We start from the raw sequence: 20505 nt of genomic DNA, 5'->3' as shown, positions 1-20505 counted from the left end.
TCTCCTAGCCGGCATTCGGCACGATGAGCGGCTTGATGCAGCCATCGAGTTTCGACGAGAAAATGTGATAGCCGTCGGAGATATGCTCCAGCGGTATGCGGTGGGTGACGATGTCGTTGGGTTTCAGGTAACCGTTGCGGATGTGCTCGAACAGCCGCGGCCACTGGCGCTTGACCGGACACTGGTTCATCCGCAGCGTCAACCCCTTGTTCAGGGCGTCCCCGAACTTCACGGCGCTGAACATCGGACCGTAGGCGCCCATCACGGAAATGGTCCCGCCCTTACGGACCGAATCGATGGCCCAGTTCAGGGCGACGGGCGAGCCGCCCTGCAGCTTGAACGTCGCGGAGGTGAGGTGCTGGGCCAGGTTGCCGTCCGCCTCGGCGCCCACGGCGTCGATCGCCACGTCCGCCCCCAGGTCATCCGTCACCTTCTTCAGGTGCACCACGATGTCGTCGTACTCGACGAAGTTGTAGGTTTCCGCATGCGCGAAGGAACGGGCCATCTCCAGCCGGTACTCCAGGTGGTCGATGACGATCACGCGCCCCGCTCCCATCAGCCAGGCGGACTTCGCGGCAAACAGCCCCACCGGTCCGGCCCCGAACACCACCACGGTGTCGCCTTCGACGATGTCGCCCAACTGCGCCCCGAAGTAGCCGGTGGGCAGGGCGTCGGTGAGCATCACGGCGTCCTCGTCGTCCATCCAGTCCGGGATCAGGGCGGGTCCGACGTCGGCGAAGGGCACCCGGACGTATTCGGCCTGGCCGCCGTCGTAGCCTCCGCAGGTGTGGGAGTAGCCGTAGATGGCGCCCACCGCCGTGGCATTCGGATTCACGTTGTGGCAGTTGGAGTACAGGCCCCGCGCGCAGAAGTAACAGGAGCCGCAGTACACGTTGAACGGGACCATGACCCGGTCGCCCGGCGCGAGGTTCCGGACCGACGGCCCCACCTCGTGGACCACACCGATGAACTCGTGGCCGAACGTCATCCCGACCCGGGTATCGGGCATCATGCCGTGGTAGAGGTGCAGGTCCGAGCCGCAGATCGCGGCCAGCGTCACCCGGACAATGGCATCGTTGGGGTGTTCAATGGCGGGAATGTCTTTTTCTTCCACCCGAGTCTTATAGGGCCCGCGGTACACCATGGCTCTCATCGGTGCCTCCTTGAGGAAGCGGATAGTCGAGTGCCCGCAAGCTTCACACGCCCGGTGAGCAACGGTCAAGGGCCCTCAGGCGTCGAAGAGGCCAGCGCCCGGGAGACCGTGCGGCCGGAGACGGGGATGGCCGGTCCTAGCCGCCGTCTTCCGGTTCCTGGGGGGACGCCGGGTCCTTGTCGCCGTCTTCCGGCCGGTCCTCGGGCCCGCGCTCGACGTCCGGTTCGATGGCGGCATCCAGGCTGGCCGAGCCGGCGTGCGGCGGCGCGTCGGAGTCCTGCTCCGGGACAGGGGCCTCCGCCTGGTACAGCGCCTCGTCGTCAGCATGCTTTTCCCCGGCCATGCCCAGCCCTTTCCCGCATCCGGCTCTGTTTCCTCGGGTGTTTCCTTGGGGCAGAGCCTACGCCTGTTCGGGACCAAACGGGACCGGTTTCGGGCTCTCAGTTGCTCCCGCGAAGCTGGCTGACCACGTCGAGGACGACGGCGCGCAGGTCGCCGTCGTGTTCGGCGGCAACCCTGCGCTGGCGCTGGTAGCCGGCGCCGGCCTCGAGGATCTTCTCCACGTCTGCCAGTTCGTCGCTGCAGCCAAGCTTCCGGGCGACCGGTTCCAGTCGGTTCAGCACGTGTTCGCGCAGGTGCTCCGTGACCGGCATTTCCTTGCCGGCTGCGTTGAGGATGATGATGGCGTCCATGCCGTAGCGGGCGGCACGCCACTTGTTCTCCTGCACGTGCCACGGCGGCATGGTGGGGATGGCCCAGCCGTTGTCCAGGGCGGTGGAGAACTCGTCCACCAGGCACTGCGTCAGCGCGGCCACGGCCCCGACGTCCTGCAGCGTGGACAGCCCGTCGCACACCCGCATCTCGATGGTGCCCAGCGCGGGAACCGGCCGGATGTCCCAGCGGATCTCGCTGATCGTGTCGATCACCCCGGTGGTGAACATGTCCTCGACGTAATCCTCGTACACCGCCCAGCTGGGGAACTGGAACGGCAGCCCCGCGGTGGGCAGCTGCTGGAACATCAGCGCGCGCTGCGAGGCGTAGCCGGTGTCCTCTCCCGCCCAGAAGGGGGAGGAGGCGGAGATCGCCTGGAAGTGCGGGAAATAGTTGACCAGCCCGTCCAACACCGGCAGGGCCTTGTCCCGGTGGTCAAGGCCCACGTGCACGTGCACGCCGTAAATCACCATCTGGTGCCCCCACCACTGGGTACGGTCGATCAGCTTGGCGTAGCGTTCCTTGTCGGTAACCGGCTGCAACCGCGGCGCGGCAAACGGATGGCTGCCCGCGCAGAAAAGCTCCACCCCCATCGGGTCGGTGACGTCGCGGACGGCCGCCAGGGCGCTGCTCAGGTCCGCTTTGGCCTCACGGACGGTGTTGCAGACACCGGTGACCAGCTCCACGGTGTTCAGCAGCAACTCCTGCTTCACGTGCGGGTGCTCGTCATCGTCCCGCAGCTCCGGATGCCCGGCGCGGACGGCGTCCAGCACCTGCTCGGCCACCGAGACCAGTTCGCCGGTCTGGGCATCCACCAGCGCCAGCTCCCACTCAACCCCGAGGGAAGATTGGGCGGACCGTGCGAAATCGATGTACAAACGTTGCTCCGTCTTTGGCTGGACCGGCTGCCGCCGGAGGTATGGGTCTGCTGGGGCCGCGGGGCCAAGACACAGCTTGATTCTAGTGCGTCAAGGCCTCGCGCTGCGCTCGCGGCTGCGGGCCCCGGCGGCGGGGACGGGCTCGACGACGATGGCGATCCGGTCCTCGCCGACCCTCGTCAGCACCAGGGTCGCCTTGTTCGGCCCCTTGCCGGAACCGGTCAAGAGGGTCTTGCGCAGCTCGTCCGGGGCAACCGAAGTGCCGCGCTTCTTGATCTCCAGCGTGCCGATCCGGCTCGCCTTCACCCAGGCCTTGAGCTTCTTGACGTTGTACGGCTTGACCTCCAGCACCCGGTATGCCCGGGCGAACGGCGTTGGCTGCAGGTGCGGGGCGCAGATATACGCGATGTGCTCATCCAGCAGGTGCCCGCCCAGCCCGCGGGCGAGGTCTGCCACCAGCCCGGCGCGGATCACCGCGCCGTCGGGCTCGTACAGGTAGCCCGCCGCCGGTCCGATTGCCACGTCCTGGTTGGCCGGGTCGTAGCTGACGGCGCTGGTCAGTTCGGCGGTGCCGCCGGCTCCGGTGACCAAGGCCGCCCGCCGGATGCCCGGCCGCGCCAGCCGGTTGAACCACAGCGCCGCCTCGACCACGTCGCCGTCGACGGATACCCATTGGGCCTCGCAGTTGTCCGGCAGCGCCTCATGGGGAATCCCCGGGCCCAGCTTGACCCCCACCGGCATTCCCCGGTCGGCCAGCCTCTCCACGAAGGACAGCGGCGGAGAAAACGCCTCCGGGTCGAAGATGCGGGTGGTGCCCGAGGCCGTCGTCGTCCGCCGCGCCGGATCCAGCCACACGCCGTCGATCCCGGTGAGGTCCAGTCCCTCCGCATCGGCGTTGACCACGGTCGCGGTCGGCCACGGCATCAGGTTGATGGTGGCCACCGCGGCGGTCGTCTCGTCCCGTTCCACGGCGGTGACCCTGCGGTCCAGGCTGGCCAGCGCCATGGCGTCTGCGCCGATTCCACAGCCCAGGTCCGCGACGTGCTCCACCCCGGCGGCCTGGAACCGTCGGGCGTGCAGGGCCGCGATGTTCAGCCGCGTGGCCTGTTCCAGCCCCGCCGGGGTGAACAGCATTTTTTCCGCGAAGGGACCGAACTTCGCCGTGGCCTTCGCACGGAGGCGGGACTGGGTCATGGCGGCGGAGACCAGTTCGGGGGAGTGGCCGGCCTTGCGCAACTCGGTGCCGGTGTGCAGGCTTTCCGCTTCGGAATAGGGGCCGAGCGAATTCAGCAGCTCCCAGCCTTCCGGAGTGAGGATCGGTGCAATGCTCTCGGCGTGGGTCTCGGGTGCCATGGTTTCAAGCCTAGTGCAGCGGATTCAGGCCGGCGGACCGGCCGATTCGTGCCTTTAAAGCGGCGATGGGTAGTTCTCCCCATAGCGGGATATGCTGGGACTCCGTAGGGTCGGTAAGGAAGCTTACTGTGAGGAGGCGTGCACGATGTCCACATCCATCGACGGGTACGACATTGATACAGACGCTTGCCAAGCCGAGATTGAAGCGGAACTTGGCGAGCTGATCGAAGCCGGCAACAGGGCACACCGGGGCTGGCAGGCCCTCTGGGATGACGTCGCAGCAGGCGTCGCTGCGCCTGCTGCGGGCTGGAAGCCGGAGCTGCGGCGCCTCGCCTGAACGACCCGCGACGGCCGTTTCCGGCAGGATCGGCCAGGACGAAGGGCGACGCTGGTCGCGGCCGCCTGCCGGCCGTAGCATGGGCGCATGATCGAATCGGCGGCAACGTTCCTGTCCGCGGGCCGGTACTTCCGCGAGGTGCTGGCAAACGTGCCGCCGACCGCATGGAACGCACCCGGGCTGGACGATTGGAGCGTCCGGACGCTCGCCGGACATACCAGCCGGGCGCTGTCCACGGTGCTGACCTACTTGGGGCGCCCCGCCAAGACAATCCAGGTAGAATCGGCAGCTGACTATTACCTGGCCACCGGACTGGCCAATGATCCCGGCGTCACCGAGCGGGCCATGGCAGCCGGCAAGGAGCTGGGCCCGGACCCGGTGGATATGGTGGACCGGCTGCTGGCCCAGCTGGAAAACACGCTGCCGCTGACCGAGGACCGGGTCATCGAGACGGCCGCCGGCGGGATGCGCTTCAGCGACTACCTGCCTACCCGGATCTTCGAACTTGCGGTGCACACCCTCGACCTGTCCCGGGCCTGCGGCCTGGTGGCGGAACTGCCGCGCAATGTGGAGCTGGAAGCCGGGCGGCTGGCGATGGAGATTGCCGCCGAACGCGGCGACGGAGCCCAGGTGCTGCTGGCCCTGACCGGGCGGACCATGCTGCCCGGCGATTTCTCCGTGGTCTGACGCCGTGCGGGCGTCGGGTGGGACTGCGCCCGCCACAACCCCGCCGGCCCGGGCCGGCACCAACCCCGCCGTCCGGCGTCAGGCGAAGTAGACGCCGATCCGGTTGCCCTCGATCTCCTCGATGCGGATGTCGATGTCGTACACGTCGCGCAGCACGTCCGGCTGCATGATCTGCGCCGGCGGACCCTGGTGCACGAGGCGGCCGGAGCGCATGGCGATGATCGAGTCCGAGTAGCAGGACGCGAAGTTGATGTCGTGGATGACCAGCACCACGGTCTTGCCCAGTTCGTCGGTCAGCCGGCGCAGCAGCCGCATCATTTCCACCGAGTGCTTCATGTCCAGGTTGTTTAGCGGCTCGTCCAGCAGCAGGTAGTCGGTGTCCTGGGCCAGCACCATGGCGATGAACGCCCGCTGCCGCTGGCCGCCGGAGAGCTCGTCCACGAACTTGTCCGCCATCGCCGTCAGGTCCAGGTACGCCAGCGCCTGCTCGATCTGCACGAGGTCGGCCGGGCCCGGCCGGCCGTTGTTGTGCGGGAAACGGCCGAAGCCCACCAGGTCCCGCACGGTCAGGCGGACGGTCAGCTGGTTGTCCTGGCGCAGGATGGCCATCTTGCGGGCCAGTTCCTTGCCCGCGGTCTTGCCGACGTCGAGCCCGTCGATGGTCACCGCCCCGGCGTCCATGGGCAGCAGCCGGGAGACCATGGACAGCAGCGTGGACTTGCCGGCGCCGTTCGGCCCGATGATCGAGGTGATGCCGCCGTCCTTGATGTAGCAGCTGACGTCGTCCACCACGGTCTGCGTGCCGTAGGTCTTGGAGACTCCGGAGACGTGGATCATTTGATGGAGCCTTTCAGCAGCAGGGCGATGAACAGGACGCCGCCGGCGAATTCAATGACGATGCTCAGCGCGGTATCGAAACTGAACACCTGCTCGAGGACCAGCTGGCCTCCGACCAGGGCGATGGCGCCCAGCAGCACGGCGATGGGCAGCACGTACACGTGCCGGAAGTGCGAGCACAGCAGGTAGGCAAGGCTGGCCACCAGCAGGCCAAAGAACGTGATCGGGCCCACCAGCGCGGTGGAAACGGCGACCAGGATGGCGCAGAGCATCAGGACGGTGGTGACGGCCCGCCTGTGGTCCACGCCCAGGTTCAGCGCCGTGTCCCGGCCCAGCGCCAGCACGTCCAGCTGCCGGCGCATCCGCCAGACCGGGACGGTGGCCGCGGCCACGGCCACCACGGACACGGCCAGCAGCACGCCGTCCACGTTGTTGAAGCTGGCGAAGAACAGGTCCTGCAGGATGATGAATTCGCTCGGATCGATCAGCCGCTGCAGCAGCGAGGAGATGCCGCGGAACATGGTCCCGAACACGATGCCCACCAGCAGCATCAGGTGCAGGCTCTTGCCGCCGCCGGTGAACAGCCAGCGGTAGATCAGGAAGGAGAAGCCCACCATCAGCATCACTTCGATCACGAAGCGCACCGGCGCGCCCAGGCTCAGCAGCGCCTGCCCGCCGATGGCGAAGGTCAGCCCGGTCTGGATCAGCATGTAGAGGGCATCGAAGCCCATGATCGACGGGGTCAGGATCCGGTTGGCGGTCACCGTCTGGAACAACACGGTGGACACGCCCACGGCGTACGCCACCAGCAGCATCGAACCGACCTTGATGGCACGCCGGGGCAGGATGTAGCCGAGGTTGCCGCGCAGGTCGATGGTCATGAACACCGCCACGAGGCCGGCCGTCAGCAGGCCCAGCAGGATGATCCAGGTCCGCGGCCGGACCGTGGTGAGGGTGCGGCGCTTGTGCGGCGTCAGCGCGGCCGGAAGTACCGAATCAGCCATTCTTGCGGGTCCTCAGCAGCAGGTACAGGAAGACGGCGCTGCCCACGGCGGAGACGATCACGCCCACCGGGATCTCGTAGGGGTAGCGGATGGTGCGGCCGATGATGTCGCACAGCAGCACAAAGCCCGCACCGAAGACTGCCACCCAGGGAACGGCTCGGCGGGCGCTGTCACCGAATGCCAGCGACACCAGGTTGGGCACCACCAGCCCCAGGAACGGAATGGCGCCGATGTTGACCACCACCACGGCGCTGATCAGCGAGACGATGACCAGCCCGAGCGTCAGGATCCGGCCGTAGTGCAGGCCCAGATTGGTGGAGAATTCCTGCCCCATGCCGGCCATCGTGAACCGGTCCGCGCACAGGTAGCCGATCACCGCGAGCAGCGCGACAATCCAGAGGAGTTCGTAGCGGCCGCGGAGCACGCCGGAGAAGTCGCCGATCATCCAGCTGTTCAGCGTCTGCAGCAGGTCAAAGCGGTAGGCGAAGAACGTGGTCACCGCGGCGATGACGCCGCCCAGCATGATGCCCACTAGCGGCACAATGAGCGTGTTGCGCAGCGGGATCCGGCGCAGCACCAGCAGGAACAGGCCGGTCCCGGCGGCCGCGAACACGGTCGCCACGGACATCTTGGCCAACAAGGTGGCACCGGGGATCGCCACCGTGACCACCAGGATGCCCAGCGAGGCGGACTCCACGGTGCCCACGGTGGACGGCTCCACGAATTTGTTCCGCGCCATCAGCTGCATGATCAGCCCGGCAATCCCCAGCGCCGCGCCGGCCAGGATGACCGACAGGGTGCGCGGCAGCCGGCTGATCCAGAAGATGTCCCAGGCCTTCTGGTCACCGGCCAGCAGCGCGGGCAGCGACACGTCGCTGACGCCCACGAACATGCTGGCAATGGCCAGGACGACGACGGCGGTGGCCGCCCAGGCGAGCTGGGAACCGGATCCGCGGGCGCGGGAGCGTCCCGCCGCGGCTGCTGCCGCCGGGGCCGGACTGGAAATCGTGGAGGAAGCCATGGGTCGGGCCACCGCGCAGGCCGCCGGCGGACGCCGGCGGCCGTACGGGTGCTACTTCGTGATGGCTGCCTGGACGGCGCTGATCATGGCGTCCGTATTATTCAGGCCGTAGCCCACCAGGTACCAGGAGGCCGAATCCAAATAGGTGATGCTGTCGTTCTTGGCGGCGCTGGTGCCGTTGACCAGGTCGTTGTCCAGGACGGCCGCGGCGGCCTCCCCGGATTCGCCGACGGCGGAGTCGCGGTCGATCACGAACAGGTGGTCCGGGTTGGCCTCGGCCACGAATTCGTGCGAGATGGCCTCGCCGTGCGGGCCCTCGGACTTCACGTCCGCGGCGGTCTGCACGCCCAGGACATCGTGCACGATGCCGAACCGGGACCCGGCGCCGTAGGCCGTCATCTCGCCGCCGCTCGTCATCAGCACCAGGCCGGTGCCGGCGTCGGCAGCTGCGGCCTTGGTGTCCTCGATCCTGGTGTCGATGGCCGCCAGCTTTTCGTCGACTTCGGCTTCCTTGCCGAAGATCTCGCCGAGGGTCGCGGAGACTTCCTTGAAGCTCTCGATCGGAGCGGCGGTGTCCACGCTCAGGTCGATGGTCGGGGCGATTTTGCTCAGTTCCCCGTAGGCCTCGGCGGTACGGCCCGAGATGATGATCAGGTCGGGTGCGCCTTCGCTGATCGCCTCGAAGTCGGGTTCCTTCATGGAGCCGATCTTGGTGTATTCGTCCCCGGCGTACTGTGCCAGCGATTCGGGGAACACGGCCGCCTCCGGGACGCCGTCGACCTCGACGCCCAGGGCGGTGAGGCTGTCCAGCACCCCCAGATCGAAGGTGTAGACGGTCTCCGGGTTCACCGGCACGTCGGTGGTGCCGGAGGCGTGCTCTACGCTGATCGTCTCGGCGTCGGTGCCTGCCGCGGCGTCGGTCTGCTGGCCGCAGGCGCTCAGGGCGAGCATGGAAACGGCTGCGGTCATGGCCACCAGGCCGGACTTCAGGGGCTTTTTCACTGACTCTCCATTGTTCGTCAACGCCGCCCCGGGCGGGACCGGCATTAGGCAACATAAACGTTTGCTATTTGCGCGCAGCTTGAAAGCTACCGGGTTAGGTTAGCCTTACGCAACTTGGGCCCCGGGCAGCGGAGCCGATTTTCGTCACACAGGCGGCGGCCGGGGAAGCCGGAGGGCCCGCCGCTGGCACTCGCCTTGACCGAGTGCTAATCCTTCTCATAGAGTCGCAGTTAGCACTCACCCCGTGTGGGTGCTAATCAAGGAACCGCCTGCCGGCACCGCGACGACGGCAGACATCTCCTTGGCCAACCTATTCGTAGCGCATGAAAAGGAGAGAGCCGAGTGTCGGTCTCCATTAAGCCTCTTGAGGATCGTATTGTTGTCCAGCCGCTCGAAGCAGAGCAGACCACGGCCTCCGGCCTGGTCATTCCGGACACCGCCAAGGAAAAGCCGCAGGAAGGCAAAGTTGTCGCGATCGGCCCCGGCCGCGTCGATGACAATGGCAACCGGGTTCCCGTTGACGTAGCCGAGGGTGACGTCGTCATCTACTCGAAGTACGGCGGAACCGAGGTCAAGGTCGGCGGGGAAGAGTACCTGGTGCTCTCCGCCCGCGACGTGCTGGCCATCGTCACCAAGTAAGGCCCATCAGCTGAGTCCGGCGGCTCGGGCGCGCGCAGTCGACGCCCGCAGCCGGAATCACGGACAACCGAAATGCCCCGGCTGCCTCCTATAGCAGCGCAGCCGGGGCATTTTGCGTGAAAGGAACAAATTCATGGCAAAGCAGTTGGAGTTCAACGACGCCGCCCGCAAGGCGCTGGAAGCCGGCGTCGACAAGCTCGCCAATACCGTCCGGGTCACCCTCGGTCCGCGTGGCCGCAACGTGGTCCTGGACAAGAAGTGGGGCGCCCCCACCATCACCAACGACGGCGTGACCATCGCCCGCGAGGTGGAACTCGACGATCCGTACGAGAACCTCGGCGCGCAGCTGGCCAAGGAAGTCGCCACCAAGACCAACGATGTTGCCGGTGACGGCACCACCACCGCTACCGTCCTGGCCCAGGCACTGGTGAAGGAAGGACTCCGCAACGTGGCCGCCGGCGCCGCACCCGGCGCCCTCAAGCACGGCATCGAGGTAGCGGTCGAGGCCGTGGCCGCCCGCCTGCTGGAGAACGCCCGCGAGGTCGGAGGCAAGGTCGCCGAGGTCGCGACCATCTCTGCCCAGAGCCCCGAGGTCGGCAAGCTGCTGGCCGAAGCGTTCGACAAGGTGGGCAAGGACGGTGTCATCACCATCGAAGAGGGCTCCAGCATGGAGACCGAACTGGTGCTCACCGAGGGCATGCAGTTCGACAAGGGCCTGCTGTCGCAGTACTTTGTCACCGACCAGGAGCGCCAGGAGGCAGTCCTCGAGGACGCGCTGATCCTGATCTCCCAGGGCAAGATCTCCACGGTGCAGGAGTTCCTGCCGCTGCTGGAAAAGGTGCTGCAGGCCAACAAGCCGCTGTTCATCATCGCCGAAGACATCGACGGCGAAGCCCTCTCCACCCTGGTGGTCAACAAGATCCGCGGCACCCTGAACGTTGCCGCCGTGAAGGCACCGGGCTTTGGCGACCGCCGCAAGGCCATGCTGCAGGACATCGCGGTGCTCACCGGTGCCCAGGTCGTGTCCGCGGACCTCGGTTTGAAGCTGGACCAGGTGGGCCTCGAGGTGCTGGGTACGGCACGCCGCATCACCGTCACCAAGGACAACACCACCGTTGTGGACGGCGCCGGTTCCGAGGCCGACGTGGCCGACCGCGTGGCCCAGCTGCAGGCAGAGGTGCTGCGCACCGATTCCGATTGGGACCGCGAGAAGCTCCAGGAGCGCCTGGCCAAGCTGTCCGGCGGCATCGGCGTGATCAAGGTCGGCGCTGCCACCGAGGTCGAAATGAAGGAGAAGAAGCACCGGATCGAGGACGCCGTGTCCTCCACCCGCGCTGCCCTGGAAGAAGGCATCGTGGCCGGTGGCGGCACCGCCCTGGTGCACGCCGCCCAGGCTCTGGAGACCGACCCGAACGTGCTGGCGCTCGAGGGCGACGCAGCCACCGCCGTCGGCCTGGTCCGCCGCGCACTGGCCCAGCCGCTGCGTTGGATCGCCGAAAACGCCGGCCACGAGGGCATGGTCGTCGTCTCCAAGGTCGGCGAGCTGGAGGTTAACAACGGCTTCAACGCCGCCACCGGCGAATACGAGGACCTCGTCGCCGCCGGCATCATCGACCCGGTGAAGGTAACCCGTTCGGCGTTGCGCAACGCAGCCTCGATCGCGGCACTGGTGCTGACCACCGAAACCCTGGTCGTCGAGAAGCCGGCCGAAGAGGACGGTCACAACCACCAGCACTAGCGCACGCCGCCAGCTGCTGGTCGGGCCTCGCCCGTCCGGAGGGGATCCTGCCCGTGGCAGGGTCCCCTCCGTCGTCGTGGGCGCCCCGGTGTTGTCCGCCCGCGTTAGCTCCGCCACATCGGTGCCCGCGGGAAATAGTGGGCGGGGCGGAATCGTTTTAGGATGTAACCAACCCCGGAAACCGATTCTCGCTGTCGGTGACTGGCGGCCGCCACCGGTATCGTTCGAAAGGCCCTGCAGTGTCCGAAGAATTTAATCCGTTCGCTTTCGAGGGTCTGACCTACGACGACGTGCTCCTGCTGCCCGGCCCGACGGATGTGATTCCGTCCGAGGCCGACACCAGCTCCAGGCTGACCCGCCGCATTACGGTCCAGACCCCGCTCCTCTCCGCCGCCATGGATACCGTGACGGAATCGCGGATGGCCATCGCCATGGCGCGCCAGGGCGGCCTGGGCGTCATCCACCGCAACCTGTCCATCCAGGACCAGGCCGAGCACGTGGACCGGGTCAAGCGCAGTGAGTCCGGCATGATCACCAACCCGGTGACCATCGCCCCGGATGCCACGCTGGCGGAACTGGACGAGCTTTGCTACAACTACCGCGTGTCCGGACTGCCCGTGGTGGACTCCGAGGGCAAGCTCGTGGGCATCTGCACCAACCGCGACACCCGTTTTGTGCCCCGCGCCGACTATCCCACCACCAAGGTGCATGAGGTGATGACCTCCATGCCGTTGATCACGGGCAAGGTGGGCATCAGCCGCCCGGAAGTCATCGAACTGCTAGGCAAGAACCGGATCGAGAAACTCCCGCTGGTGGACGACGCCGGCATGCTGCAGGGTTTGATCACCGTCAAGGACTTCGACAAGGCGGAGCAGTACCCGCTGGCCACCAAGGACGACGACGGCCGGCTGCGCGTCGGCGCGGCGGTCGGCTTCTTCGGCGACGGCTACGAGCGCTCCATGACCATGATCGAGGCCGGCGTGGACGTGCTGGTGGTAGATACCGCCAACGGCCACAGCCAGGGCGTGCTGGACATGATCGCCCGGCTGAAGAAGGACCCGGCCGCGGCCCATGTGGACGTGATCGGCGGCCAGGCCGCCACCCGCGAAGGCGCGCAGGCACTGGTCGACGCCGGCGCCGACGCCATTAAGGTGGGCGTGGGTCCGGGCTCCATCTGCACCACCCGCGTGGTCGCCGGCGTGGGCGTACCGCAGATCACCGCGATCTACGAGTCGGCCAAGGCGGCCATACCGGCCGGCATCCCGGTGATTGCCGACGGCGGCCTGCAGCACTCCGGGGACATCGGCAAGGCCCTGGTGGCCGGCGCGGATACCGTGATGCTCGGTTCGCTGCTGGCCGGCGCCGCGGAGTCCCCGGGCGACCTGGTGTTCGTCAACGGCAAGCAGTTCAAGGCCTACCGCGGCATGGGCTCGCTGGGGGCGATGCAGACGCGGGGGAAGAATACCTCCTACTCGAAGGACCGCTACTTCCAGGCCGATGTGCCGGACGACGAGAAGCTGATCCCCGAGGGCATCGAAGGCCAGGTGCCCTACCGCGGCCCGCTCTCGGCCGTCGCGCACCAGCTGGTCGGCGGCCTGCGCCAGACCATGTTCTACACCGGTGCCCGCAACATCGCCGAGCTGAAGGCCAAGGGCAAGTTCGTGCGGATCACGGCGGCGGGGCTGAAGGAGTCCCACCCGCACGACATCATGATGACCGTGGAGGCGCCGAACTACAAGCGGTAGTCCCGCAGCCGTCGGCGGCGCCGCTCCCCGCATCAGGGGAGCGGCGCCCCTCGCGTTAACCAGCGGCAGGACTTTCGTCGGCGCTTAGCGGGGCGACCAGCCGCGCGTATGGACGGGACAGCGCCCCGGTGCGTGGGCGCGGGCCTGCACGCGGCCGCCGACCGCGACGCGGGTGAGCCAACGGAGCCGGCGTCGGAAGGTCAGAAGCGCGATGATCGCGAGGGCCGCGGTGTCGGGCCAGCGCGGCGCCGGCCAGTTATCCGGCGCCGGCGGATACGCCCCGTCAGACAGTCCGGCGGCCCGCTCGAAGTGGTTGCGTGAGGAGGGGAACAGCGCCCCGTCGATGATGTACGCCGCCGGAAAGGCGAACGGGCCGGCGAGCACATTAGCTACGGCCCACTGGTCAACATGCCGCGACTCGTGGATGGCGAGGGCCTCATCCCCGCTCCGGGTCTGGGAGATGTTCGGGCCGTAGCGGACATACTGGCCTTCGTCGGTGATGCCATATCCGTTGACGCTCAAGGGGCCGGCCGGGTCTACCGGCGGCATCCACGCCACGAACACGTCGCCGAGCATCGTTCCGCCGCCGCTGGTTCGCGGCGGGGGCCAGAACATGACCAACAGCGACGGCCCTGAGCACGCCTCCATATCAAGGCTGCGCCCGGTCAGGACCCCGACGCCGCTGATGGGTGCGACCAGAAAATTGCGGGTGATGCGCCACGGGGCCGGCGGAGAAATCTGCAGGCGCGGCTCAGGCTTGATTTGCCCGTCGGCAGTGATATGGCTGTGGCAAACGATCTGCGGGGAGAGTGCCTCCTGGACGCGGGCACCGGCCCCGGCGACCAGGAGGGCCGCCACCACAAAGAGGGCGGTACCGCGAACCCGCTGGTGCGAAGCGCAAACGGTACACGAGGCGGCTCTCCGCAACCGGCGCGAATGAAGGGAGGGCATGGACCAGATCAGCCCGGCGATGCCAAAACACAGGGTGGCCGCCAAGCCGCTCGCGAACGGCCGCATGCGCCCCACGGACCGCCGGAATCTTCCTCCCATGACTGACCACTTCCCGCTCCGGCTACCTGAGCCGGCCAGCGGCAACCGTCAAGAGAGAGGGCCTGCGGTGCGCTTGCCGGCCGTGCGGCAGGTTGAGCGTACCGCCTGCGCCGGGACGACGCCAGCAGTCGGTACAGGCCAGCCGTGCAGCCGACACGAGGGGTCCGCCCTGTCCGCCAGGCGCCGGCGCAAGTCCCGTCCCTGCCCGTTCCAGGGTGAAGCGTTCCAGCGGTGGGATAACCTAGAGCCGTGACTTACGAGATTGAAATTGGCCGTGGCAAGCGTGGGCGCCGAGCCTACTCCCTCGATGATGTGGCGATCGTCCCCTCGCGCCGGACGCGTGATCCCAAGGATGTCTCGGTCAGCTGGCAGATCGACGCCTACACGTTCGACGCGCCGGTGATCGCCGCGCCGATGGACTCGGTCATGTCGCCCGCCACCGCCATCGCGCTGGGCAAGCTAGGCGGCCTGGGCGTACTCAATCTCGAGGGCCTGTGGACCCGGTACGAGGATCCGCTGCCGGTGCTGGACGAGATCGCCGCGCTGGGCACGGAGAACTTCAGCCCGGCCGCGACCAAGCGGATGCAGGAGCTCTACTCCGCCCCCGTGCAGCCGGAACTGATCACCTCCCGGCTGGCCGAGATCCGGGAAGCCGGGGTGACCGTCGCCGGTTCGCTGACGCCGCAGCGCACCCAGGAGTTCTACAAAACCGTGGTGGCCGCCGGTGTGGACATCTTCGTGATCCGCGGCACCACCGTCTCCGCCGAACACGTCTCCAAGACGCAGGAACCGCTGAACCTGAAGCAGTTCATCTACGAGCTGGACACCCCGGTGATCGTCGGCGGTGCCGCCGGCTACACCCCGGCGCTGCACCTGATGCGCACCGGCGCCGCCGGCGTGCTGGTGGGCTTCGGCGGGGGAGCGACGACGACCACGCGCCGGGCGCTGGGCATCCACGCCCCGATGGCCTCGGCCATCTCCGATGTGGCGGCCGCGCGCCGGGACTACATGGACGAATCGGGCGGCCGCTATGTGCACGTGATCGCCGACGGCGGCGTGGGCTTCAGCGGGGACATCGTCAAGGCCATCGCCATGGGGGCCGACGCCGTGATGCTCGGTTCCGCGCTGGCCCGGGCGGAGGAAGCGCCGGGACGCGGCTGGCACTGGGGCCAGGAGGCCCACCACGACGAACTGCCCCGGGGCGACCGCGTGAACGTGGGAACCGTGGGACCGCTGGAGCGGGTGCTGCACGGCCCGTCCAACCACACCGACGGAACCTCCAACCTGGTCGGTGCGCTGCGCCGGTCGATGGCGACCACCGGGTACTCGGACTTGAAAGAGTTCCAGCGCTGCGAAGTGGTGCTGGCGCCGTTCCAGGCCCGCGACTGATCTGATCATGCTGGGAGGCTGATAGGCGATGACCACCGGAGCCCTGAGTCCCGAGAGCCGCGAGCAGGCGCTGGCCGCGCTGCGCGCCACACAGGAGCGCGGGGCCGAGCTGGACGTGCTGATCGTCGGCGGCGGGGTGGTGGGCGCCGGGGCCGCCCTGGACGCGGTCACCCGCGGGCTCGACGTGGGCATCGTGGAGGCCCGGGACTGGGCCTCGGGCACGTCGTCGCGGTCTTCCAAGCTGATCCACGGCGGGCTGCGGTACCTGGAGATGCTGGATTTCGCCCTGGTCCGCGAGGCGCTGCAGGAGCGGGGACTGCTGCTGGAGCGGATCGCGCCGCACCTGGTGCGGCCGGTTCCGTTCCTGTACCCGTTGACGAAGCGGTACGTGGAGCGGCCCTACGTGGGCGCCGGCGTCGCCTTGTACGACGCCCTGGCCATCGCCTCGGGCCGCGGCCGCGGCGTTCCCTTCCACAAGCACCTCTCTCGGCGGGGGACCCTCCGGGCGGCCCCCAGCCTGAAGAAGGACGCCATGGTGGGGTCCATCCGCTACTACGACGCGCAGGTGGACGACGCCCGGCTGGTGGTCAACCTTGTGCGCACGGCAGCGGCGTTCGGGGCGCACGCGGCAAACCGGCTGGCAGTGGTCGATTTCCTGCGCGAGGGCGAACGGGTGGTCGGCGCCCGGGTGCGGAACCAGGAGGACGGCAGCGAGTTCAACATCCGGGCCAAGCAGGTGGTCAACGCCACCGGCGTGTGGACGGACGAAACCCAGGCCATGGTGACCGAACGCGGCCAGCTGAGCGTACGTTCCTCCAAGGGGATCCACCTGGTGGTGCCGCGGGACCGGTTCCAGTCCACGGTGGGGCTGATCCTGCGCACCGAGAAGTCCGTGTTGTTCGTGATTCCGTGGGGCCGGCACTGGATCATCGGCACCACCGACACCGACTGGAACCTGGACAAGGCCCACCCCGCGGCCTCGTCCAAGGACATCGACTACCTGCTGGAACACGTCAACCGGGTGCTCCAGCGCCCGCTCACCCGCGAGGACGTCGAGGGTGTCTACGCCGGGCTCCGGCCGTTGCTGGCGGGCGAGAACGATTCCACCGCCAAGCTCTCGCGCGAACACGTGGTGGCGCACCCGGTTCCCGGGCTGGTGGTGGTGGCCGGCGGCAAGTACACCACGTACCGCGTGATGGCCAAGGACGCCGTCGACGAGGCGGCCCGGGCCCTCGACGAGCGCGTCCCGCCCAGCTGCACGGACACCATCCCGCTGCTCGGCGCCTCCGGTTTCAAGGCGGCCTGGAACAGGCGCAGCCGCACGGCGGACCACACGGGCATCCACGTTGCCCGGGTCGAACACCTGCTCAACCGGTACGGATCCATGGCCGGCGAGGTGCTGGACATCATCACCGAACGGCCCGAGCTTGCCGAACCGCTGCCCGGCGCCGACGACTACCTGGCGGCCGAGGTGGTCTATGCGACCACGCACGAGGGAGCCCGGCACATCCACGACGTGCTCACCCGCCGGACCCGGATCTCCATCGAGGCCTGGGACCGCGGTGTCTCCGCCGCCCCGGTCGTCGCCGGGCTGATGGCGCCCCTCCTCGGCTGGAGCGAAGGACAGGTGGAACGCGAGGTGAAGCACTACCTGGCCCGGGTCGAAGCCGAACGGCTCAGCCAGGAGCAGCCCGACGACGTCACGGCCGACAGCGCCCGGATGGACGTCGACGACATCGTTCCGCTGGCCTGAGGTACCCGGGCAGGATTCGTTTTCTACATGGTTGCGAAGTACCTTTAATGGGTGCTCAAGACTGCCCTGAAACCCCGCTGGATAGCGGCGCTGGTGCTTGCGCTGGCGCTGTCCACGGTGTTCGTGCTGCTGAGCCAGTGGCAGTTTTCCACGTCGCAGAGCGAACCGCCGCCGCCCCCGGGCGAGACGGAAACCGTCAAGCCGCTGACCGACGTTTTTGAACCCGGCATCCCGATGATGGCCGCCACCGCGGACCAGATGGTCACCCTCGACGGCAGCTTCGTCCCGGGCGGGCAGGTGCTGGTCCGGAACCGCCTGCAGGACGGCGAGGAAGGCCTCTGGGTGGTTGACCCGTTCGCGGTGGACGGCGTGGAGCAGTTTGGCGAAGACGTGGTCATCCCCGTGGTCCGCGGCTGGGTGGAGGAACCGGCGGATGCCGTTCCCGCCCCGGAAGGCGAGGCCACCGTCGTCGGGCGGCTGCTGCCCACGGAAGCCCCGCTGCCCGGAAGCCTGCCCGCCGGCCAGGTGGCTTCGCTCTCGGCGGCCGAGCTGATCAACCGCTGGAACGCGCCCGGCTACTCCGGCTTCGTGGTCGGCACCGGCTTTACCGTCGGCGGGACGGACCTTGGCACCGCGACCGAGGGGACCTCGATGCAGCCGGTGGTCGTCGGACCGCAGCCCCAGGAAGCACCGGTCAACTGGATGAACGTCTTCTACGCGGTGGAATGGGTCGTGTTCGCCGGATTCGCCATCTTCCTCTGGTGGCGGCTGGTGGCCGACGACTACCGCCGCGACCTGGAGGCGGCCGAAGACGCGGCCGAAGCGGCCCGCCATGCTGCCGAGACCGGGCGGGGGAGCGCGGCAGGCCCCGCCGGCACCCGCCAGGATGGCGACGCCGCCGCCGACCAGACCACATCCAGCACACCCCACACAACGAGGTAGTCCACGTGACCGAAAACGCCCCCGACCGTTCCGCCGCGACCCAGCGTCCGGCCAAACGCCGCTTCGGCGGAACCCACGCCCAAATCCGCTCCGCCCTGACCTTCTACAAGGTCACCTCCTACATCACCGGCATCATGCTGCTGCTGCTCTGCGTGGAGATGGTGCTGCGGTACGGCTTCAACCTGTTCCTGTTCGCCGGGGCCACCAACACCCTGACGGGCGAGACGTTCGCGCTCGGGCTGGCGCAGGCCGAGCCGTCGGTGATTGACGGCCTGAACCTGTCCATCGCCGTGCTGGTGGCACACGGCTGGCTGTACGTGTTGTACCTGATCGCCGATTTCCGGCTCTGGTCGCTGATGCGCTGGCCGTTCACCAAGTTCGTGTTGATCGCCCTGGGCGGCGTGATCCCGTTCCTGTCCATCATCCTGGAACGCAAGATTCACCGCGAGGTGGAAGAAGAACTGGCCGCCCACCCCGAAGCCGCCAAGCGCTACTGACCGGAGCCGGGCGCCCGGCTCCGGGAGCTGCCGCCGCGGTGCCGGGCACGGCGCGCGCACCCGCCGGGCGTGCGCTAGCTCACGCGGCGGGACCGGACGCCGGCGTGCGGGGCCCCGGACACGGCGACTATCCTGTAAGGGTGACTACTCCTCCCCCCGCCACTACGGACCACCGGCCCGTCCTCGTCGTCGACTACGGGGCCCAGTACGCGCAGCTGATCGCCCGCCGCGTGCGCGAGGCCAACGTGTATTCCGAAATCGTTCCGCACACCTACACCACCGAACAGCTGATGGCCAAGAACCCGGTGGCCATCATCCTCTCCGGCGGGCCCTCCAGCGTCTACGCCGAGGGAGCGCCGAGGATCGGCCCGGACCTGTTCGAGGCCGGCGTCCCGGTGTTCGGCATCTGTTACGGCTTCCAGGCCATGGCGAACGCCCTGGGCGGCAAGGTGGCCAAGACCGGGCTGCGCGAATACGGCGCCACGGACGCCACCGCGGTGGGGGAGGGCCGCTCCATCCTGGCCGGCGTGCCCTCCGTCCAGAACACCTGGATGAGCCACGGCGACTCGGTGCAGGAGGCACCCGCAGGCTTCGACGTGCTGGCCAGCACGGCCGGCGCCCCGGTGGCCGCCTTCGCGAACGACGAGAAGAAGCTCTACGGCGTGCAGTGGCACCCCGAGGTCAAGCATTCGGCCCACGGCCAGCGGGTGTTGGAGAACTTCCTGTTCCGCGGTGCCGGGCTCGAGCCCAACTGGACCACCGGCAACATCGTGGAGGAGCAGGTGGAGCGCATCCGCGCCCAGATCGGCGACTCCCGCGTGATTTGCGGGCTGTCCGGCGGCGTGGACTCCGCCGTCGCCGCGGCCCTGGTGCAGCGCGCGGTCGGCGACCAGCTGACCTGTGTCTTCGTGGACCACGGACTGTTGCGCGAGGGCGAAGCCGAGCAGGTGGAGCGTGACTTTGTCGCGGCCACGGGCGTGAAGCTGTACGTAGCCAACGAACAGCAGCGCTTCCTGTCCGCGCTGGCCGGCGTCACCGACCCCGAGACCAAGCGCAAGATCATCGGCCGCGAGTTCATCCGCGCCTTTGAAGCCGCCGAGAAGGCGGTGCTGGCCGAGGCGGCCGCCGAGGGTGAGTCGGTGAAGTTCCTGGTGCAGGGCACGCTCTACCCGGACGTGGTCGAGTCCGGCGGCGGCGAGGGCGCCGCGAACATCAAGAGCCACCACAACGTGGGCGGGCTGCCCGAAGACCTGCAGTTCGAGCTGGTCGAACCGCTGCGGACGCTGTTCAAGGACGAGGTCCGTGCGGTCGGCGCCCAACTGGGCCTGCCGGCCGAAATCGTCGGGCGCCAGCCCTTCCCCGGCCCGGGACTAGGCATCCGGATCATCGGCGAAGTCACGCAGGAGCGGCTGGACCTGCTGCGCAAGGCGGACGCGATCGCGCGCGCCGAACTGACCGCTGCGGGCCTGGACCAGGAAGTCTGGCAGATGCCGGTGGTCCTGCTGGCCGACGTGCGCAGCGTGGGCGTCCAGGGCGACGGCCGCACCTACGGACACCCGATCGTGCTCCGTCCGGTCTCCTCCGAGGACGCGATGACCGCGGACTGGTCGCGGCTGCCCTACGACCTGCTGGCCAGGATCTCCAACCGCATCACCAACGAGGTGGAGGGCGTCAACCGCGTGGTGCTCGACGTGACAAGCAAACCGCCGGGAACCATCGAGTGGGAGTAGCCACAACGGGCGACCGCTGCCCGCCCGCAGCGCGGCTGC

19 protein-coding genes are annotated in these 20505 nt (G+C 68.2%); 10 read left to right on the top strand and 9 right to left on the bottom strand.

What is annotated here, in order from left to right; translation table 11 throughout:
- Positions 1-4: 4 nt before the first annotated feature.
- The 4 genes from AC5RVZ_RS19960 to AC5RVZ_RS19945 form a co-directional block, all read right to left on the bottom strand.
- Positions 5-1153 carry a zinc-dependent alcohol dehydrogenase gene (locus AC5RVZ_RS19960; RefSeq protein WP_494067454.1) on the bottom strand — a complete coding sequence of 383 codons (1149 nt, stop codon included), beginning with the start codon at positions 1151-1153 and terminating at the stop codon, positions 5-7.
- A gap of 136 nt (positions 1154-1289) precedes the next feature.
- On the bottom strand, positions 1290-1496 hold the full coding sequence (locus AC5RVZ_RS19955; protein WP_494067453.1) for a hypothetical protein: 207 nt from the start codon (positions 1494-1496) through the stop codon (positions 1290-1292).
- 97 nt (positions 1497-1593) lie between these two features.
- Positions 1594-2742: a glutamate--cysteine ligase gene (locus tag AC5RVZ_RS19950; protein WP_494025465.1), complete on the bottom strand. Its 1149-nt coding sequence runs from the start codon at positions 2740-2742 to the stop codon at positions 1594-1596.
- Between the two features lie 90 nt (positions 2743-2832).
- Entirely contained in the window at positions 2833-4095 is a 1263-nt protein-coding gene (locus tag AC5RVZ_RS19945) for a THUMP-like domain-containing protein (protein ID WP_494067452.1), read from the bottom strand.
- 145 nt (positions 4096-4240) lie between these two features.
- Here AC5RVZ_RS19945 and AC5RVZ_RS19940 point away from each other — a divergent pair, with 145 nt between their 5' ends.
- Positions 4241-4432, top strand: coding sequence for a hypothetical protein (locus tag AC5RVZ_RS19940; RefSeq protein WP_494067451.1), 192 nt, complete (start codon positions 4241-4243; stop codon positions 4430-4432).
- Positions 4433-4519: 87 nt separating this feature from the next.
- Positions 4520-5119 (top strand): maleylpyruvate isomerase family mycothiol-dependent enzyme, encoded by a 600-nt coding sequence (locus AC5RVZ_RS19935; RefSeq protein ID WP_494067450.1) that lies wholly within the window; start codon positions 4520-4522, stop codon positions 5117-5119.
- Between the two features lie 78 nt (positions 5120-5197).
- Here the strand turns inward: AC5RVZ_RS19935 and AC5RVZ_RS19930 are convergent, their stop codons facing one another.
- Genes AC5RVZ_RS19930 through AC5RVZ_RS19915 form a run of 4 tightly spaced genes read right to left on the bottom strand, consistent with a single transcriptional unit; the run spans position 5198 to position 8983 of the window.
- Positions 5198-5956: an iron ABC transporter ATP-binding protein gene (locus AC5RVZ_RS19930; protein ID WP_494067449.1), complete on the bottom strand. Its 759-nt coding sequence runs from the start codon at positions 5954-5956 to the stop codon at positions 5198-5200.
- Positions 5953-6960, bottom strand: a complete 1008-nt coding sequence (locus AC5RVZ_RS19925; protein WP_494067448.1) for an iron chelate uptake ABC transporter family permease subunit — start codon at positions 6958-6960, stop codon at positions 5953-5955. The genes AC5RVZ_RS19930 and AC5RVZ_RS19925 overlap by 4 nt, the downstream gene beginning before the upstream one ends.
- On the bottom strand, positions 6953-7981 hold the full coding sequence (locus AC5RVZ_RS19920) for an ABC transporter permease (protein ID WP_494000395.1): 1029 nt from the start codon (positions 7979-7981) through the stop codon (positions 6953-6955). The genes AC5RVZ_RS19925 and AC5RVZ_RS19920 overlap by 8 nt, the downstream gene beginning before the upstream one ends.
- Before the next feature lie 51 nt (positions 7982-8032).
- A complete protein-coding gene (locus AC5RVZ_RS19915) occupies positions 8033-8983 on the bottom strand; it encodes a siderophore ABC transporter substrate-binding protein (RefSeq protein ID WP_494067447.1) in 951 nt (316 codons plus the stop codon).
- A gap of 342 nt (positions 8984-9325) precedes the next feature.
- On the opposite strand from AC5RVZ_RS19915, the gene groES reads away from it, so the two are divergent.
- From groES to guaB, 3 genes are all read left to right on the top strand, one after another.
- A complete protein-coding gene (gene groES / locus AC5RVZ_RS19910; protein ID WP_127511177.1) occupies positions 9326-9622 on the top strand; it encodes a co-chaperone GroES in 297 nt (98 codons plus the stop codon).
- A 133-nt stretch (positions 9623-9755) separates the two neighbouring features.
- Positions 9756-11360 carry a chaperonin GroEL gene (gene groL, locus AC5RVZ_RS19905; RefSeq protein WP_494067446.1) on the top strand — a complete coding sequence of 535 codons (1605 nt, stop codon included), beginning with the start codon at positions 9756-9758 and terminating at the stop codon, positions 11358-11360.
- Positions 11361-11599: 239 nt separating this feature from the next.
- A complete protein-coding gene (gene guaB / locus AC5RVZ_RS19900) occupies positions 11600-13105 on the top strand; it encodes an IMP dehydrogenase (protein ID WP_494000392.1) in 1506 nt (501 codons plus the stop codon).
- A gap of 84 nt (positions 13106-13189) precedes the next feature.
- Here guaB and AC5RVZ_RS19895 read toward each other — a convergent pair whose 3' ends face one another.
- Positions 13190-13966 (bottom strand): hypothetical protein, encoded by a 777-nt coding sequence (locus AC5RVZ_RS19895; RefSeq protein WP_494067445.1) that lies wholly within the window; start codon positions 13964-13966, stop codon positions 13190-13192.
- Positions 13967-14404: 438 nt separating this feature from the next.
- On the opposite strand from AC5RVZ_RS19895, the gene AC5RVZ_RS19890 reads away from it, so the two are divergent.
- The 5 genes from AC5RVZ_RS19890 to guaA all read left to right on the top strand — a co-directional run bounded on the left by AC5RVZ_RS19890 (position 14405) and on the right by guaA (position 20466).
- Complete coding sequence (locus tag AC5RVZ_RS19890) at positions 14405-15544, top strand: GuaB3 family IMP dehydrogenase-related protein (protein WP_494067444.1); 1140 nt, start codon at positions 14405-14407, stop codon at positions 15542-15544.
- Between the two features lie 28 nt (positions 15545-15572).
- Positions 15573-17297 (top strand): glycerol-3-phosphate dehydrogenase/oxidase, encoded by a 1725-nt coding sequence (locus AC5RVZ_RS19885; RefSeq protein WP_494067443.1) that lies wholly within the window; start codon positions 15573-15575, stop codon positions 17295-17297.
- A 51-nt stretch (positions 17298-17348) separates the two neighbouring features.
- Positions 17349-18239, top strand: a complete 891-nt coding sequence (locus AC5RVZ_RS19880; protein ID WP_494067442.1) for an SURF1 family protein — start codon at positions 17349-17351, stop codon at positions 18237-18239.
- A gap of 5 nt (positions 18240-18244) precedes the next feature.
- On the top strand, positions 18245-18736 hold the full coding sequence (locus tag AC5RVZ_RS19875) for a DUF3817 domain-containing protein (protein ID WP_494067441.1): 492 nt from the start codon (positions 18245-18247) through the stop codon (positions 18734-18736).
- A 140-nt stretch (positions 18737-18876) separates the two neighbouring features.
- Entirely contained in the window at positions 18877-20466 is a 1590-nt protein-coding gene (guaA, locus tag AC5RVZ_RS19870) for a glutamine-hydrolyzing GMP synthase (protein ID WP_494067440.1), read from the top strand.
- Positions 20467-20505: the final 39 nt, after the last annotated feature.

The organism is Arthrobacter sp. Cza30 (genome assembly GCF_059090765.1).
This window is presented reverse-complemented; position numbering and strand designations above follow the sequence as displayed.

Coding starts and splice junctions, on each gene's coding strand:
- AC5RVZ_RS19925 (WP_494067448.1), bottom strand. CDS start 6,960: ATGGCTGATTCGGTACTTCCGGCCGCGCTGACGCCGCACAAGCGCCGC.
- AC5RVZ_RS19945 (WP_494067452.1), bottom strand. CDS start 4,095: ATGGCACCCGAGACCCACGCCGAGAGCATTGCACCGATCCTCACTCCG.
- AC5RVZ_RS19960 (WP_494067454.1), bottom strand. CDS start 1,153: ATGAGAGCCATGGTGTACCGCGGGCCCTATAAGACTCGGGTGGAAGAA.
- AC5RVZ_RS19935 (WP_494067450.1), top strand. CDS start 4,520: ATGATCGAATCGGCGGCAACGTTCCTGTCCGCGGGCCGGTACTTCCGC.
- groL (WP_494067446.1), top strand. CDS start 9,756: ATGGCAAAGCAGTTGGAGTTCAACGACGCCGCCCGCAAGGCGCTGGAA.
- AC5RVZ_RS19885 (WP_494067443.1), top strand. CDS start 15,573: ATGACCACCGGAGCCCTGAGTCCCGAGAGCCGCGAGCAGGCGCTGGCC.
- AC5RVZ_RS19930 (WP_494067449.1), bottom strand. CDS start 5,956: ATGATCCACGTCTCCGGAGTCTCCAAGACCTACGGCACGCAGACCGTG.
- AC5RVZ_RS19940 (WP_494067451.1), top strand. CDS start 4,241: ATGTCCACATCCATCGACGGGTACGACATTGATACAGACGCTTGCCAA.
- AC5RVZ_RS19920 (WP_494000395.1), bottom strand. CDS start 7,981: ATGGCTTCCTCCACGATTTCCAGTCCGGCCCCGGCGGCAGCAGCCGCG.
- AC5RVZ_RS19955 (WP_494067453.1), bottom strand. CDS start 1,496: ATGGCCGGGGAAAAGCATGCTGACGACGAGGCGCTGTACCAGGCGGAG.